Source organism: Pseudomonas sp. R9.37 (assembly GCF_963878885.1).
Lineage (GTDB): Bacteria > Pseudomonadota > Gammaproteobacteria > Pseudomonadales > Pseudomonadaceae > Aquipseudomonas.
Genome location: NZ_CAWNZA010000011.1, coordinates 558685 through 576317 on the forward strand (window position 1 = coordinate 558685; position 17633 = coordinate 576317).

Sequence of the window (17633 nt, forward strand, 5' to 3'; positions counted from 1 at the left end):
GCGTCAGAGATCGTCGGTAACGAGGTCCTGGACAGCGCGAAACCGCATGAATAACAACACCCGCAAAAGGATTGGGGTCGAAGCGTCGTGCACTGCCTGGTGCCGAGCGATGCGTCGCACCGTCCTGCGTTTTTGCCATTAGAAAAATCAGCGAGGAACACTCCATGCTCGAAGTCATCAACGACTTCCTCTCAGGGAAAGTACTGATCGTGCTCATTGTCGGGCTCGGCGGCTATTTCACGATTCGCTCGCGTTTCGTTCAGTTGCGCCACTTTTTCCACATGTTCTCGGTGTTCAAAGACAGCCTGAAGAGCAGCTCCGGCCAGCTCAGCTCGTTCCAGGCGCTGATGCTCAGCCTGGCCGGCCGTGTGGGTGCCGGTAACATCGCAGGCGTCGGTATCGCCGTGACGCTGGGTGGCCCCGGTGCCGTGTTCTGGATGTGGGTCACCGCGCTGGTGGGCATGTCTTCGAGCTTTATCGAGTGCTCCCTCGGCCAGCTGTACAAACGCACCGACGCTGAAGGCACCTACCGTGGCGGCCCGGCGTACTACATTCAGCACGGCCTGCAGAAGCGCTGGCTGGGTATGGTCATGGCGTTCCTGTTGCTGGTGACCTTCGGTTTCGCCTTCAACGGCCTGCAAGCCCACGCTGTGACCCACTCGCTGAACAACGCGTTCGGCCTGGACACCACCTACACCGGCCTCGCGCTGGCGGTATTGCTGGGCCTGGTGTTCATCGGCGGGATCAAGCGTATCGCCTCGATCGCCGACCTGCTGGTGCCAGTCAAGACCCTGGTCTACATCGCCGTGACCCTGTATGTGATCGTGCTGCAATTCGACCACGTGCCGGCCATGCTCGCGACTATCGTCAAGAGCGCCTTCGGCCTCGACCAGGCCTTCGGTGGCCTGGTGGGCAGCGCGATCATCATGGGTGTGAAGCGCGGCGTGTTCGCCAACGAAGCCGGTTTGGGCAGTGCGCCTAACGTGGCGGCAGTGGCCTCGGTAGAACACCCGATCGCCCAAGGTGTAGTGCAGGCGTTCAGCGTGTTCCTGGACACCTTCGTAATCTGCACCTGCACCGCGTTGCTGATCCTGCTCTCCGGTTTCTACACCCCAGGCTTTGAAGGCGACGGCATTGCCCTGACCCAGAACTCCCTGGCGGCGGTAGTCGGCGACTGGGGCCGGATGTTCATCTCGGTGGCCCTGGCGTTGTTCGTGTTCACCTCGATCATGTACAACTACTACCTCGGCGAGAGCAACCTGCGCTTCATCGTGGGCGACAACCGCAAGGTGCTGATGGGCTACCGCGCGCTGGTGCTGGTGCTGATTTTCTGGGGTTCCATCGAGAACCTGAGCACCGTGTTCGCCTTCGCCGACATCACCATGACCCTGCTGGCGTTCGTCAACCTGTTCGCCCTAGCGTTCCTGTTCAAGATCGCCATGCGCATCCTGAACGACTACGACGGCCAGCGCGCGGCGGGCATCAAGACCCCGGTGTTCGACTCCAGCCAGTTCCCTGACCTGGACCTGGACCGCAAGGCCTGGCCTGCGAACCCGGTGAAGCCTGAGCCTGGCGCTCAAGCCTCGGCTGAACTGAACGCTCAAGCGCAACGCTGAGCGTCGCAAGCCTAGATAGATGACACGCCGCCCGGCCTTGGGCATGCTCTGGGCCCGGCGGCGTTTTTCGTTCAGGAGAAGTCTCGATGTCCACAGCTAACACCATCATGGTGCTCTACACCGGCGGCACCATCGGCATGCAAGCCAGCGCCAACGGCCTGGCCCCGGCATCCGGTTTTGAAGCGCGCATGCGCGAACAGCTTGCCACCCTGCCACTGCCTGCCTGGCGCTTCCGGGAAATGTCGCCCCTGATCGACAGCGCCAACATGACCCCGGCCTACTGGCAGCGCCTGCGCGTCGCGGTGATTGAAGCCGTGGACGAGGGCTGCGATGCAGTACTGATCCTGCACGGCACCGACACCCTGGCTTACAGCGCGGCGGCCATGAGCTTCCAGTTGCTCGGCCTGCCGGCGCCGGTTGTGTTCACCGGTTCCATGTTGCCCGCCGGCGTGCCCGACAGCGATGCCTGGGAGAACGTCAGTGGCGCCCTGCGCGCGTTGGGCGAAGGCCTGTCGCCGGGCGTTCAGCTGTATTTCCATGGCGCGCTGATGGCGCCGACGCGTTGCGCAAAGGTCCGCAGCTTCGGTCGTCACCCGTTCGCTGCGCTGCAGCGTAACGGTGGCGTCGCCAAGGCCCAGGCCATTCCCGCCGCCCTGGATTATCGCCAACCCAAGGCCCTGGCCAACGTCGGTGTGTTGCCGCTGGTGCCGGGCATCGCCGCGGGCCAACTGGACGCGCTGATCGACAGCGGCATTCAGGCACTGGTGCTGGAATGCTTCGGCAGCGGCACCGGGCCGAGCGATAACCCGGCGTTCCTCGCCAGCCTTGAGCGGGCGCAGGCGCTGAACGTGGTCGTGGTGGCAATTACCCAATGCCATGAAGGCGGCGTGGAGCTGGATGTGTACGAAGCCGGCAGCCGTTTGCGCGGCGTGGGCGTCCTGTCTGGCGGTGGCATGACCCGCGAGGCGGTGTTCGGCAAATTGCAGGCCCTGCTTGGTGCCGGGCTTGCGACCAGTGAAGTCCGCCGCCTGGTGGAACTGGACCTGTGCGGCGAACTGAGCTGACCGGCATGTAACTTGCTCCCCTTCCAGCCATCCCCTGGCTGGAAGTTCCCATGCTGCACTCCCACCTCACCACCCTCAATGCGGTTTCGTTGGTGCTCAACACCTTCCAGGCCGAAGGTTTGCCGTTTGAGGCGCTGCTGGCCGGCAGTGGCATCTGCGCGGCGGACCTGAGCCGCTCCGACACGCGCATCACCACCAATCAGGAGATGCGCGTGTGTGCCAATGCCGTGGCCCTGCGCCAGGATGTCGGCCTGGAGCTGGGTCGCCAAATGCATGTTTCGGCCTATGGCATGCTCGGTTACGCCCTGCTCACCAGTGCCACCTTCGGTGACGCTTTGCGCCTGGCCCTGCGTTATCCGGCGCTGTTGGGAACACTTTTCGAGCTGAGCCTTGAAGAGGACGGCGATCGCATCTGGTTCACCGCCAGCGACTACCGCGAAAACCCTGCGCTGGAAATGTTCAACGTCGAACTGTGCCTGGCCTCGCTCAAGGTGATCTGCGATGACCTGCTCGGCCAGCCCTTGCCGCTGCTCGCCGCGCGCTTTGAACATGACGCCCCGGACTACCGCCCGCGCTACACCGAGCGCTTCCCTTGCCCGTTGCAGTTTCAGGCCACCGCCAATGCCTTTGCCTTCGACAAGCACTGGCTCGACCGGCCGCTGCCGCTGGCCGATGCAATTACCCACCAGGCCATGGCCGAGCGCTGCCGCAAACAGAACCTGGAGTTCACCGGGCGCCAGGCCTGGCTGGGCAGGATTCGCCAGCTGCTCACCGCCCAACTCAACGCAGCACCTGGCCTGGAAGGCCTGGCCGAGCAGATGAACTGTTCGGCGCGCACCCTGCGTCGGCATCTGCACGACCTGGGCTGCAGCTATCAGGAACTGCTGGACGAGCTGCGCTTTGAGCGCGCCAAGCAGCTGTTGGCTGAAAACCAATGGCCGATCTATCGGATTGCCGAGGCCTTGGGCTTCAGCGAAACCGCGAGTTTCAGGCATGCGTTTGTTCGCTGGAGCGGCGTGGCGCCGAGCCAATTTCGACCATGACGCCCCATTGAGGGGCGAATTTCGGACAGACAATTTGGCCATATTCATCCCCTTTTGGCCGCTCCTGCCATTCTCATAAACCGCGTCCGCCGCAAGACTGCATCCACCGATACAGCCTGCGGAGAACAACAAATGCTGACGATCTACTCGGACGATCACCACCTGCACCACGGCCGTTGCGAACTGATGGACGGGCAATTGATGCCCTGCTTTGAGATGCCCTCGCGTGCCGACCACGTGCTGCAACGGGTCAAGGACCGTGAACTGGGGCCGGTCAACGCGCCACAGGACTTTGGGCTGGCACCGCTGCAACGCATTCACAGCCGTGACTACCTGGATTTTTTCAAAGGTGCCTGGGAGCGCTGGACCGAGTTTGGCCAGGACGGCGACCTGCTGCCCTACACCTGGCCCGCCCGCACCTTGCGCCGCGTGTTGCCCACCAGCCTGCACGGGCAGCTCGGTTACTACAGCTTCGACGGCGGCGCACCGATTACCGCCGGCACTTGGCAAGCGGCCTACAGCGCGGCGCAAGTCGCCCTCACCGCCCAGGCCGCCATCCAACAGGGCGCCCACAGCGCCTTCGCCCTGTGCCGCCCGCCGGGGCATCACGCCGCCAGCGATTTGATGGGCGGCTATTGCTACCTCAATAACGCCGCCATCGCGGCCCAGGCCTTTGTGGATCAGGGCCACAAAAAAGTCGCGATTCTCGATGTGGATTACCACCACGGCAACGGCACCCAATCGATTTTCTATGAGCGCAGCGATGTGCTGTTCACCTCGATCCACGGCCACCCGGAAGCGGAATTTCCGTTTTTCCTGGGTTATGCCGATGAGCTGGGCGACGGCGCGGGTCAAGGTTTCAACTTCAACTATCCGCTGCCCGCCGGCTCCGGCTGGAACACCTGGAGCGCCGCGCTGGAGCAGGCCTGCCAGGAAATTACACGCTACGGCGCCGACATCATCGTCGTGTCCCTGGGTGTGGACACCTTCAAGGACGACCCGATCTCGCAGTTCAAGCTCGACAGCCCGGACTACCTGGCCATGGGCGCGCGTATCGCCCGGCTGGGCAAGCCCACGCTGTTTGTGATGGAAGGCGGCTATGCGGTGGAAGAAATCGGCATCAACGCCGTCAACGTTCTCGAAGGTTTTGAAGGGGCAGCCCAATGAACATGCTCAAGTCACTCGTGCTCTGCGCCGCCGTTATCAGCGGCGCGGCGCAGGCCGAAGAGAAAACCCTGCGGGTTTACAACTGGTTCGACTACATCACGCCCAAAGCGCTGGATGACTTCAAGGCACAGCACTCCGACATCAAGCTGGTGTACGACATTTTCGACACCAACGAGGCGTTGGAAGCCAAGCTGCTTACCGGCAACTCCGGCTATGACGTGGTGGTGCCGTCCAACGTGTTCCTGGCCAAACAGATCGAAGCCGGCGTATTCCAGCCGTTGGACCGCAGCCAGCTGCCGAACTGGAACCACCTCGATCCCAAGCTGATGAAGCTGATCGAAGCCAACGACCCAGGCAATAAATTCGCCGTGCCCTACATGTACGGCACCATCCTCATCGGCTTCAACCCGGCCAAGGTCAAGGCCGCGCTGGGTGACAACGCGCCGGTGGACAGCTGGGACCTGATCTTCAAGGAAGAAAACCTCAGCAAGCTCAAGCAGTGCGGCGTCGCCCTGCTGGACTCGCCTTCAGAGATTCTGCCGCTGGCCCTGCAACACCTGGGCCTTGACCCTAACAGCAGCAACCCCAAGGACTATGAAAAAGCCGAGGCGCTGCTGATGAAAATCCGCCCCTACATCACGTACTTTCACTCCTCCAAGTACATGGCCGATATCGCCAACGGTGACATCTGTGTGGCCGTTGGATATTCCGGCAGCTTTTCCCAGGCCGCCAACCGCGCCAAAGAGGCGAAGAACGGTGTGACCGTGGACATGCGCCTGCCCAAGGAAGGTGCGCCGATCTGGTTCGACATGCTCGCCATCCCCAAAGGCGCCAAGAACCCGCAGGACGCCTACACCTTTATCAACTACCTGCTGCAACCGCAGGTGATCGCGCCGATCAGCGATTTTGTCGGCTACCCCAACCCCAACAAAGACGCGACCGAGCAGGTGGACCCATCGATTCGCAACAACCCCAACCTGTACCCGACCGAAGCGGCCATGGCCACGCTCTACACCTTGAAACCGCTGGGGCGCGACGCCGAGCGCGCTCGCACGCGGGCCTGGACCAAGATCAAGTCGGGCACCTGACACCCCACCGCCAACGGACAGTCAGTGACCACAGGACTGACTGTCCGCCACCGAGCTGCTCGCAAGAGAACCTGCCGCCTGCGCAGCACTGCACGCCTGCCCGCCTGGTTGCTGGGCCCATCGACCACAGGCAACGCCCACACCCCGCCGCCGCTAACTAAGTAAAGCCCGATCCCTCCTCATCGCGCCTAACGTGAGCGCGATTGTCGCCGCGAAATCAGCCAGGAGCCGCTACAGCCAGGGATCTGCGCGCTGAGGCCCACGGGCGACCTCGCGTATTTCTCAAGGCCAAGGAGTGCCCATGAAAGACCTCGTTCCAACCGAAAACAGCGGATTAGTAGCGCAGCTGGCTACCGGCCCGTCCCTGCGTGAAGTGGCTTGCACCACCTTGCGTGCGGCGCTGCGCGAGCTGTATCCGGAATTGGATATCAACCCGGACCTGGCCATCGTCAACGCCCCGCAATGGCTCGAACTGGGCGGCGACATCATCCCCGCCAAGCCGGCGACGGACACCCTCACCGGCGCCCTGACACGCTGTGCAATCTCCCGCGTGCCCGTGACTTACCTTGATCGCGAACACTACCTTACGTACCCCTCAGGCAATGGTCCTGACGTGCACCTGCCCGTCAGGATCGACGCGATAGGCCGACTCATCAATGAGCTCGCGCCGCTGCTGATCGTGGCCTTCCAGGAGCAACAGATAGATTTCTGGAACCAGAGCGCAGGCACCAGCGGCCCACGCTGGCGGATATTTTCCCAGTCGCTGCGTGAGGTGTGGAACGTGCAAGAGGTTCATGGCTGGGACGCCGACGACTGCGCCGTGGCGCGGGCGGTGTTTCACTATCCCGAGTTCATCGAGCGCCAGCCCCACGACCCGTATGCGACACGCGCCTACCTGGTGGACATCGATGCGCAGGACAGCAGCGGCACCCAGCACATCAGCGTCATGGCGATGGCCGTGCTGATCGCGCGTCACGGTGAACAGACCCTCATCCTCAGCTACTCGATTGATACCGGCTATGCAAAATTTGCCAGCCTGGAGGCCTTCGGCCAGACACTGCTGCCCTATATAGCCGACTTGCCCGGCAAAACCCTGAACTGGCGCTTGCTGGAGCCGGACGGCAACTTTTTCGAACACCAGGCCTTCAGCCTGATCAGCTTGCAAATCGAAGCCATGGGCGATCTCGACCTTGCCGATGCGGACCCCAAATCGCTGCTGCCCACCCGCACTGTCGGCGTGCAAGGGGTCGAGCTGGCGCTTCTCGATCAGTCGCGTATTGGCAGCGCGCGACGGGCGTTGCCGGCGTGGCTGCTGCAGGCCTCGGAAACCGACCAGTCAGCCTACGGGCGCTACATGATGGACCTGGCCGCGCTGAGCCTTCAAAGCAAAGGCAAGACCTTCATGGACGAGTTGCCAACCCTCACCGACTTCACCCGCACGGCCTTACGCACGGCGCTGATCAAGGATCAGCCGCAGGCCTCCAGGCTGGACCTCGACCGCGTGACGATAACCATCACCAGCCAAGTCGTGTGGGGAACCGTCGCGCTGCCGGGCCAGACGCAAACCCTGACCTTGAGCCTGGTCGAGCTGGCCTTGCAAAACCTCGTCGCGCTGCCGCTGGGCAACAAGACGGTGAGTTACCAGGACGCCAGCCCGACACCCGCGTGGATGACCGCAGACTACCTGGAGCAACTGATCACCCAGGCAGACATCGGCAAGCACTACCCCGAGCGGGTCAGCACGCTGCTGCTGGACAATCCCGAGCAAGCGTTGCGGCGCCAACACTTGTACGCCGGACAATTGCGCCTGCAACTGCCCTTGCTGGCGTTGCAGTACAAGATTCGCGGCCTGTTCAACGTTGACGAACAGGGTTATCGCTACGCGCACGCGGTCATGGCCAGCAACGCGCAACACCGCCGCGTGGACGGCATCACCGTGGTGATCCGGCCGCTGGCACTGCGCCCCAAGTGGCGCGCGAGCGGGGCCACCGACAGCGTCGATAATATGTTCCTCATTGGGCCACAGGACCCTGCGAATGGTCCTTGCCTGTTGTATCGACCACTGTCCAACGAACCCTTGATGCAGTTTCCCTCACAGGCCAACCTGCTTTACGCCATCAAGCAGGACACACCATTACGCCAGTCGGTACTGGCCTGGTTGCCCGACGCTGTGCGCCCGGATTATGCCCAGTTTGTCTTCCCCGGCAGCCTGCCTTCGCCCTGGGTCCTGCCGACGCTGCTCAGCGAGCCGGTGAGTTCGATGGTAATGAGCGGCCCGATTGAATTCGGCACCCAGGCGCTGGGCGCGGACAGCCTGGCGGTGCTGTACACCGCCAACGCCCGCGCCCTGGTGACACTGGCCGACCGTCAATCGGTGTCCAATGCCGAGGCTCGCTGGGAAAGCTTCAAGCATGCCGGCTGGATTGTTCTGAATGCGGCCCTGCCGTTCATGGGCCGCACAGCGGGCGCCGCAGCCTGGATCTGGCAGCTCATGGATGACCTGCAGCAGGTTATCGAAGCCCGAGAAAGCGGCGATCAAACGGCGGGCGTGAGTGCTGCCGTGGACCTTTTTCTGACCCTGGGCATGGCCCTGGCGCTGCACATCAGTCTGCAGCACGCGCCGGCGCGTGCGCCTGAAAAAAGCCCGCCGCCGGCACCGCCGTTACCGGCCAAACCGTCGATCATCCAGCACCCCACGCTCGACACCGCCCATCTGCCGACTGAGCATGAAATCAACCTTCACACCCGCGGCGCCCTCACGCATAGCCGCAACAGCCTGGACGCGACACTGGACAGTTTCAGCCTGGCCAAACCCGAAGGGCTGGGCGAAATAATCACCCAGCCCGGCCCCCATCTGCACCTCTACCCCAAGGGCCAGGCGTGGTACGTCCCGGTGGCGCAGCGCTGGTTCGAAGTGGCGCTGGATGAAAACGACACCGTGATGATCATCGACCCCAAGGCCCCAAACCGCGAAGGCCCGGCCTTGATCGGCAACCGCCTCGGCCAGTGGTTTGTCGACACCCGGTTGCGCCTGCGCGGCGGCGGCATGCGCAGCCGGCGACAGAAAGGCCAGCGCCTGAGACCGCCGAAAATTCGCGAACTGCGTGAGCAACTGGCGGCGTTCGACACGCAGGTCGATCGACGACGCCAGGACATGATGGGGTTGCAGCAGGCCATCGATAACGCGCCACCGACCGATCGCGCAAACGCCCGCACCACCTACCTGACGCACGTCAGCAGGCGCCTGGAAGAATTGGACGTACCGATCGCCCAGCTCAAATCACTGAATATCCTCGATACCGTGCCGACGTATCAGGAAGCCATGCTGGGCTACCTGCAAGACCAGATGGTCCTGGCGCGAAGTGCCACCGCCGAACAGATGATCCGCTTTAGAGACGGGCTGCACACCGTTTCTGAATACCTGGACAAAGAGGACTTGCCAGACACCCCGATGGCCCTGGAAGACTGCCGTGCCGTCGACGCGTCGACCGAGGCTATGGTCGAGCGCATCGGTTACCTGCAATCACGTTTCAAGGAAGCCCGCACCCTGGGGGTCAAAGGCGCGGAACTGGTGCTGCGCCACGAACAGGTGCTGCCCAAGATAACCCTGGATGATCTCAAGGCCTTCCGCATCACCCTGTCGCGCTTCCTTTGCGTGAATGAAGCCGCCTCGGCCAGCAAAGACACCGCCCGCTCGGCGATCGCGCAGATGGTGGACCGGGCCGACCTGGCGGTGCAGAGCCTGTGCGAGGCTTTGCAGCCAGACAATCTGGCCACGCTGGATGAACAAATCGAAGTCCTCGACAGCCTGGTAGACCAGTTCACTGGCCTGGATCAAAGCCTGGCCGATTTGCCGGCCGATTTTCCACTGGACGTGCATCGCCCGGCCCTGCAGACCTTGCAGCAGCTCACCGATGAATTCGCCCAACGGGCGATCAAGCAAATGACCACGCTGCTGCGCGAGCGCAAGGCCCTGGAGTCGGCGATTGCCGGCCCTTCGACGCCTGTGCCCAGACCGCAGAAAAAGGTGATCAAGACCCGCTTCCAGGGCATCGTGGTCGGCGAAGAACGCCCGCTACAAGCGGGAGAACCGACCCCGTTGGTGGAGGTCAAGCAAGCACTGACCGGCAAGGTGATTGCCCTGTTTCATAAAAAGGACGGGGTATGGGTTGAGCGTGAGCGTGCGGTGGCGCGGCCCACTGCGCGGGCGCAGTCGCGAAACGTGGCCGCCAGCATCGCCAGTGCCCAGGCGCTGCTCGACGATGTCGAACAGTTCATCACGCGCACCCAGCGCCTGGCCGGCGAGGCAAGACGCCTGCCCGTGGAGATCGAAGAGCGTTTTCACCGCCGCGCCGCGCAGCTGGCGCAGGCCGGCGAGGATATTGAGGAGGCATTGACCGCCAGCAACGTGACCGAAAGCGGCTCACCGTCGGCCGCCTTGATCAACCGCAGCCTCGATGCCGCGATCAAACGCCTCTACACCGAGGGCCTGCGCACCCGGCTCGACATGCTCAAGCAGCGCCCACCGACCGCGGCCCATGTCGAACTGCTGTACCGCGAACACGAGATCATCATCAAACCGCTGCCAGGCCCACGCAGTAAGCTATCCGGGCGCCACAAGGGCTATTTGAAGGAGTACGAAATCCTCGACGCCAAGCACTCGAATGCGCTGTGGTACGCCCACTTTCACTACAAGGACCTGGCAAGCCCCGAGGAGGCTTACACCGCCGCGCACCTCAAGACCCAATCGCAGCGGCGCCTGGGCGGCAAGTATGAAGCGCTGGCCAAGGCCGATGACCGCGACAACATCGCGGTGTACCGCAGTGAGATCGGGCCGTTGCTGGCGCGGTCACTGTTCTTCAAGACTGCCGCCTTGCCGGTAACCCGGCGCTGAAGGTGGCGGCTGACAACCCCAGGCGCGGTACAACCGCCCAAGCGCCTGCGCGATGCTCGCCGGCGGCACGGCGGCAAACCCCAAGACCAGCCCGGCGCGCTGGTCGGCAGGTGTGCTGGAGTCCGGCAGCCAATAGGCGCTCAAGTCATTGACCTCGACACCCACGGCGTGGGCCTGCGCCACCAGTTGCTGATCGCGGGCGAGGCTGTCCACTCGCACCGTGAGGTGCAAGCCTGCCGCGACAGTGGGCAGGCTGCTCACGCCCTGCAGCTGACCGGGCCAGCCGCTCAACAGCGCGTCACGGCGGCTCAGCGCGGCGCGTCGCATACGCCGGATATGCCGCTGAAAGTGCCCCGCCGCCATAAACTCCGCCATCACCGCCTGGGTACTGACCTCCGAGTGGCGTATGTCGACCGCACGGCGCCGCGCAAACGCATCCACCAGGGCCGGCGGCAACACCAGGTAACCCAGACGCAACGCGGGAAACGCCACTTTGCCGAATGTGCCCACATACAGCACCCGCCCCGTGCGATCCAGCGCGGCCAAGGGCGACAAGGGTGCGCCGCTGTAACGGTACTCGCCGTCGTAGTCATCCTCGATGATCCAACCGCCCGTGCGCTCGGCCCAGGCCAGCAGTTCAAGGCGGCGGGCCAGGCTCATGACCACGCCCAACGGGTACTGGTGGGAGGGGGTGACATACGCCACGCGACAATCGCTCAGGGTATTGAGCACCTGGCAGTCAATGCCCTCGCCGTCCACGGGTACGCCGTGCAGGTGCCCACCGGCCAGGGCAAACGCGTGACCGGCGGCGCGGTAGCCCGGATTTTCTACCGCCACGCCATCGCCCGGCTCTACCAGCAACTGTGCACAAAGGCTGATCGCCTGCTGCGCGCCGCAGGTGATCACAATTTGCTCAGCCGCACATTGCATGCCCCTTGAACTGCGCAAATAAGCGGCAATCAGACCGCGCAGGCGCGCGTCACCCGCCGGGTCGCCGTAGCACAGCTGCTCCAGGTCGGGTTTGCGCCAAAAAGCCCCATTCAGCTTGGCCCAGACCTCAAACGGGAACAGGTCAAAGGCAGGCACACCCACGCGAAATGCCCGTGGCGGCCCCGACGGAGGCCGGGACAGATGGTTGGCTTTTACCCGCGCCAGGCTGGTGCTGTGGATAACTTCATGGTCCAGATCTTCTGGAAAATCCGCCCATTTTGTGGATAAGGCTGGGGATAAGCCTGTTGAAAACCCTGTGGATACTTTTGTGGATAAGTTTTTCGCTGTCGGCAACTGAGCAACATAGGTGCCGTCGCCAACACGGCTCTCGATAAACCCCTCTGCATACAGCTGGTCATAGGCGCGCACCACACTGTTGCGGGAAATCGACAACGCCGCCGCCAGGTCACGTGTGGGAGGCAAACGGGTACCGCTGACCAGTCGCCCGTCCAACACGCGCTGGCGCAGGGCGTCATACAGCTGGCGCGTCAAACCCAGGCGGCGATCCAGCTCGATCCCAGCGGGGTTGAATGACAGCGGCGGTGTGATGGGCGACATATTGGACCTATGAAATTGGTGCCAGTTGGCTCTTACAACAGACCAATAGCCTGCCTAGGATGCAGGCATTCGCCAAGGAATATTTCCATGTACACACCCCGCGCCTTTGCCCTCGACGATTTGCCCGAACTGCAGCAACTGATCCAGCACACTCGCCTGGCGCAGCTGGTGACCTTTGGCGAGCAGGGCCTGCAGGCCAGTCACCTGCCGCTGCTGCTCAACCCCGATCAAGGCCCGAACGGTACGCTTTACGGGCACATGGCCAAGGCCAACCCCCAGTGGCGCGACCTGCAAAATGGCAGTGAAGCCCTGGTGATCTTTGCCGGCGCCGACGCTTACATCAGCCCGGCGTTTTACCCGGCCAAGGCCGAGCACGGCAAAGTGGTGCCCACCTGGAATTACATCGCCGTGCATGCGTACGGCAAGGCCGAGGTATTTACCGATGCCGAGCGCTTGCTGGCGGTGGTCACGGCGCTGACCGATCGCCACGAAGGTAACCGCGCCCAGCCCTGGAGCGTCAGCGATGCTCCCGCCGACTACATTGACGGCATGCTCAAGGCCATCGTCGGCTTCGCCCTGCCCATCGAGCGCCTGATCGGCAAACGCAAACTCAGCCAGAACCGCAGCCAGGCCGATATCAACGGCGTGCGCGAGGGCTTGGCCGCCAGCATTGATGTGCGCGATCAGACGCTCGCGCGCTTTATCCCTCAAGGAGGCACAGAATGAGCCAGATCGATATCCGCCCCGTCACCGCAGCCGACCATGCCGCCTGGCTGCCACTGTGGCAGGCGTACTTGAAGTTTTACGAAACCCAATTGCCCGGCGCCGTCAGCCAAAACACCTGGCAGCGCCTGATCGATGCCAGTGAGCCGACCCATTCCGCCCTGGCCTGGCAGGACGGCAAGGCGGTGGGCATGGTCAACTTCATCTATCACCGCTCCAACTGGAGCATCGAAAATTCCTGCTACCTGCAGGACCTGCTGGTGGAGCCGGCCCAACGTGGCAGCGGCGTGGGCCGCAAGCTGATCGAGTTTGTCTACGCCACCGCCAAGGCCGACGGTTGCTGCAAGGTCCATTGGTTGACCCACGAGAGCAATGCCACCGCGATTCAACTCTACGAACGTATTGCCGAACGTCCTGGCTTTATCCAATTTCGCAAAGGTCTTTGAGGAAATCCGCATGCCTATCTCACCCGCCGACTGGAAAGGCGTTCCCGCGCCCACCGTTCACGTGCTCGAAGGGCGTTTCATCCGCCTGGAAAAACTCGACCCCGCGCGTCATGGCGATGGCCTGTTCCAGGCCCTTGAAGGCCCTGGCGCCGATCCGAAGCTCTGGGACTATTTGCCTTATGGCCCCTTCCCCGAGCGCGCCGCGTTTGATGCCTGGCTCAACAACCATGCCCAGCACAGCGACCCGTATTTCTTCAGCGTGATCGACCGCCAGAGCGGCGAGGTACAGGGCATCCTCAGCCTGATGTCCATCGTCCCGGCCCAGGGCCGCATCGAGATCGGCCACGTGACCTTCGGCGCGCCGATGCAACGCTCGCCCAAAAGCACCGAAGCGGTGTACCTGCTGGCCAATCACGCTTTTGAGCAGGGCTACCGTCGCCTGGAATGGAAGTGCAACAACGCCAATGCCCGTTCCAAATACGCGGCGCAGCGCTTGGGCTTCAGCTTTGAAGGCGTGTTCCGCCAGCACATGGTGGTCAAGGGGCAGAACCGCGATACAGCGTGGTATTCGATCCTGGATTCGGAATGGCCAACCCTTGGCGCGGGGTTTGAAGCGTGGCTGTCCGAGGCGAACCAGCAGGGTTCTGGCCAACTGAAAACACTGGCCGAGTGCCGGGCCTGATTCTGAGCCACAACACACAACCAATGTGGGCGCGAGTTTGCTCGCGAAGACGGTAGACCAGTCAACACCTGCAATACCTGACTCACCGCTTTCGCCAGCAAGCCCGCGCCGCAGTTGATCTGCAGCGGGCCCACTGCTGTCATCTCCCCGACACATTCCTGCAATCACCCTTCGCTATACAGGTCGACTCGTTTCCATAACAAGGTCGTCCGCCATGCCCCCGTCGCCCCACCGCCTCGCACTCGCCATCACGTTATTGGCCAGCAGCCTCGCTGAAGCGGCGCCTGCGCCGACCAAAACCGTGCTGATCGACACGCCCACCACCGCGGGGCAAACCCTGACCGGCAGTGATTCGTTGACCACCACGGCGCCGGGCAGCATCACCACCTCCGGCGTGGCCGTCACGCTCAAGGATGGCACCAGCGGGGCGGGCGTGGTGATCACCAACGCGGGCAAGCTGGTCTCAACCGGCGGGCGCGCAATCGACAGTTCGGGCACGCTCACCGGGGCGCGTAACTACAGCGTCTACAACCTCGCGGGCGGTGTAATCCAGGGCGCCAATGACGCGCTGCGCATCAACAGCAACTTTGCCAGCGGCCGTTTGTTGATCGACAACAGTGGCACCATTCGCTCGGCCACCGGCCAAGGGCTGGACCTGGATGCGATCCGCAGCGCCAACGTGACGACCACGATCATCAACCGCGCCGGTGGGTTGATTCGTGGCGACACCAGTGACGGCATGAAGACCGGCGCCAACGCAAACATTACCAACTATGGCGAGATCTCCACCGGCGACACGTTCTCGCGCGATGACAAATTCGACGGCGTCGATATCGATTCCGCCAGCGGTGTGACGGTGACCAACTACGGCCTGATTTCTGGCGGTCGCCATGGCATCACCACCGACCTGGGTGCGTCGCTGACCAACTACGGCACGGTGATTGGCCGCAACGGCTCGGGCTTTGGCTCCGACGGCGACGGCACAGTGATCAACCACGGCACCATCACCGGCGCCTTCTCCGGGTTGCAGCCGGACGGCGACGGCGATGGCGTGGACATCGACAAAATCGCGCATATCGAAAACTACGGCATCATCCAGGGCATCGGTGCCGGCGGTGTCGACAAAAATGGTTTTGCCAACGGCAGCGAAGGCATCGCCCTGGGCGGCGGCTATGTGTACAACGCCAAGGGTGCGCTGGTCAGCGGCGCCAACAACGCGATCCTGGTGGACGACGGTAGCGACGGCCCGGGCGTTGCCGCGACCACCCTGGAAAACCACGGCGTCATTCAGGGTCTGAATGGCTTTGGCGTGAAGTTTGTCGGCAACTTTGCCGACACCGTGATCAACGGCGGCACCATCAGCGGCAGCAATGGCCTGGCTCTGGATCTGGGCGGCGGTGATGACACGCTGGTGTTACTCAATGGCAGCCGCTTTGTCGGCCTGGTGGATGGCGGCGCCGGTTATGACCGGCTGAGCCTGGATGATGCTGCAGGCGGCAGTTTCGGTGACAGCCGCAATTTTGAATGGCTGGCCGTGAAGCAAGGCACCTGGACCCTCACCGGCAGCGGCGATTTCAGCGACGGCGGCGAGATTTTCAGCGGTGCCAAACTGATCAACCAAGGCGGCATTGCCGGTAACGTGACAGTCGATGCCGGCGGCATCTACGCCGGAGGCGGCTCGGTGGGCAGCCTGGTGGTCAACGGCACGCTGCAAACCAATACGGCGCTGGGCACCGCCACCATCGCCCGCGACCTGACCATGGGCAGCGGCTCGACCCTGGCCTATGGCGTGAATGCCGATGGCAGCAGCGCGCCGATCAAGGTCGGCGGCACGGCCAACCTCAATGGCGCGACCCTGGCAATCAACCCTGCCAGCGGCACGTATCCATGGCAGAGCCATTACACCGTGCTGCAAGCCGGCAGCATCAAGGGGCAATTCGGTACCGTCACCAGCGACTATGCATTCCTCACGCCGAGCCTGGATTACAGCCCTACCCAAGTCGGCCTGACGTACGCCCGTAACGACATTGCTTTCAATCAGTTCGCCACTACCGGCAACGGCGCCAGTGCGGCCAACAGCCTGGCAGGCCTGGGCACCCACAATCCGCTGTATAACGCCTTGCTCTCCACCACCACCGCCACCGCAGGTGCAGCCATCGAGCAATTGGCCGGCAGCAGCACTGCCAACCTCACTGGCGCCACCCTCGGCGCCAGCGCCCAGGTAGGCAACAGCATGCTTGCGGCGATGCATCAATTGGGCGGCGGCGCGGGCTTGATGGTCGGGCTTGATCAGCGCGACACCCCAGTGCTCGCCGCCAGCGGCATACCCAGCGATGCGCGCAACCTCAATGACCCGAACGCGCGTGGCCGCCTGTGGCTGCAGGGCATCGGCAGCTACGGCAAGCTTGATGGCGAACACGGCAGCAACGGCCTGACCCAACGCACCAAAGGCACAGTGCTGGGGGCCGATTGGGCCCTCGACAGCGACTGGCGCGTGGGTTTGCTGGGCGGTTATTCGAAGACCGACCTGGACACCACCGGCGTGGACGGCAGCGTCGACAGCTGGCACGCCGGCGTCTACGCCATGCGCCAGAGTGGGCCCCTGGCCTTGCGCCTGGGCGCGGCTTACAGCGGGCACCAGGGCGACAGCAAACGCACGGTGGCCTTCAACGGTTTCAACGACCGCCCCAAAGGCGACTATGACGCCAACAGCCAGCAGGCCTTTGCCGAACTCGGTTACGCCATGGGCAGCGGCCACCTGAGTGCCGAGCCATTCGCCAACCTCGGCTACCAGCGCTACCAGCGTGACAGCTACACCGAAAAAGGCGGCGCCGCCGCGCTGCATGTCGACGGTCAGACCCAGGACAATTTCAGCAGCACATTCGGTTTGCGCCTGGCGCACCTGAGCCAACTGGACAACGGCATCAGCCTCACGCCCCGTGTCAGCGCCGGCTGGAAGCACACTTACGGCGATGTCGACAGCAGCACGCGCCAGGCTTTCCTGGCCGGCGGCACAGCGTTCAATGTCGAAGGCAGCGCCCTGGACCGCAACAGCCTGCTACTCGAAGCCGGGCTGGACGTAGGCTTGTCGGCGCGCCATAGCCTGGGCCTGGGCTACACCGGCGAGATCGGCAGCAACAGCCGCAATCACGCGTTGGTCGGCCAATGGCAGATGAGTTTTTAATCGCTCAGCACTAAAGACAACTCCCGCGGATCAGGGGTCGGTAGCCTGACAGTTATCGCCCCGTCATCTCGCTAAATTCCCGGCCTCTTATTCCATGAGGCTGGATTTACATGTCACTTGCACAAAAACAGTTCGCTATAGCCCTTACCCTCATGCTGGTGGTCACAGCTGCTCCGTT

Annotated in this window: 11 protein-coding genes; 10 read left to right on the top strand and 1 reads right to left on the bottom strand. The window is 63.1% G+C overall.

Annotated features, from left to right (window positions below; translation table 11 throughout):
- Positions 1-164: 164 nt before the first annotated feature.
- The 6 genes from AACU78_RS09240 (at position 165) to AACU78_RS09265 (ending at position 10872) form a co-directional block, all read left to right on the top strand.
- Entirely contained in the window at positions 165-1616 is a 1452-nt protein-coding gene (locus tag AACU78_RS09240; RefSeq protein WP_106575909.1) for an alanine/glycine:cation symporter family protein, read from the top strand.
- Between the two features lie 86 nt (positions 1617-1702).
- Positions 1703-2680 (top strand): asparaginase, encoded by a 978-nt coding sequence (locus AACU78_RS09245; protein ID WP_106575910.1) that lies wholly within the window; start codon positions 1703-1705, stop codon positions 2678-2680.
- A 50-nt stretch (positions 2681-2730) separates the two neighbouring features.
- Positions 2731-3723, top strand: a complete 993-nt coding sequence (locus AACU78_RS09250; protein ID WP_106575911.1) for an AraC family transcriptional regulator — start codon at positions 2731-2733, stop codon at positions 3721-3723.
- Positions 3724-3855: 132 nt separating this feature from the next.
- Positions 3856-4890, top strand: a complete 1035-nt coding sequence (locus tag AACU78_RS09255) for a histone deacetylase family protein (protein WP_106575912.1) — start codon at positions 3856-3858, stop codon at positions 4888-4890.
- Positions 4887-5978, top strand: a complete 1092-nt coding sequence (locus tag AACU78_RS09260; protein WP_106575913.1) for a polyamine ABC transporter substrate-binding protein — start codon at positions 4887-4889, stop codon at positions 5976-5978. The genes AACU78_RS09255 and AACU78_RS09260 overlap by 4 nt, the downstream gene beginning before the upstream one ends.
- 301 nt (positions 5979-6279) lie before the next feature.
- Positions 6280-10872 (top strand): dermonecrotic toxin domain-containing protein, encoded by a 4593-nt coding sequence (locus tag AACU78_RS09265; RefSeq protein ID WP_106575914.1) that lies wholly within the window; start codon positions 6280-6282, stop codon positions 10870-10872.
- Here the strand turns inward: AACU78_RS09265 and pdxR are convergent.
- Positions 10828-12420: a MocR-like pyridoxine biosynthesis transcription factor PdxR gene (gene pdxR, locus AACU78_RS09270; protein ID WP_106575915.1), complete on the bottom strand. Its 1593-nt coding sequence runs from the start codon at positions 12418-12420 to the stop codon at positions 10828-10830. The genes AACU78_RS09265 and pdxR overlap by 45 nt on opposite strands.
- An 87-nt stretch (positions 12421-12507) precedes the next feature.
- Between pdxR and AACU78_RS09275 the strand changes: the two genes are divergently transcribed.
- The 4 genes from AACU78_RS09275 (at position 12508) to AACU78_RS09290 (ending at position 17455) form a co-directional block, all read left to right on the top strand.
- On the top strand, positions 12508-13146 hold the full coding sequence (locus tag AACU78_RS09275) for an FMN-binding negative transcriptional regulator (RefSeq protein WP_106575916.1): 639 nt from the start codon (positions 12508-12510) through the stop codon (positions 13144-13146).
- Positions 13143-13589, top strand: coding sequence for a GNAT family N-acetyltransferase (locus AACU78_RS09280; RefSeq protein WP_106575917.1), 447 nt, complete (start codon positions 13143-13145; stop codon positions 13587-13589). Before AACU78_RS09275 ends, AACU78_RS09280 begins: the two co-directional genes overlap by 4 nt.
- A 10-nt stretch (positions 13590-13599) precedes the next feature.
- Positions 13600-14271 carry a GNAT family N-acetyltransferase gene (locus AACU78_RS09285; protein WP_106575918.1) on the top strand — a complete coding sequence of 224 codons (672 nt, stop codon included), beginning with the start codon at positions 13600-13602 and terminating at the stop codon, positions 14269-14271.
- Positions 14272-14485: 214 nt separating this feature from the next.
- On the top strand, positions 14486-17455 hold the full coding sequence (locus AACU78_RS09290) for an autotransporter outer membrane beta-barrel domain-containing protein (protein WP_106575919.1): 2970 nt from the start codon (positions 14486-14488) through the stop codon (positions 17453-17455).
- Positions 17456-17633 lie beyond the last annotated feature (178 nt).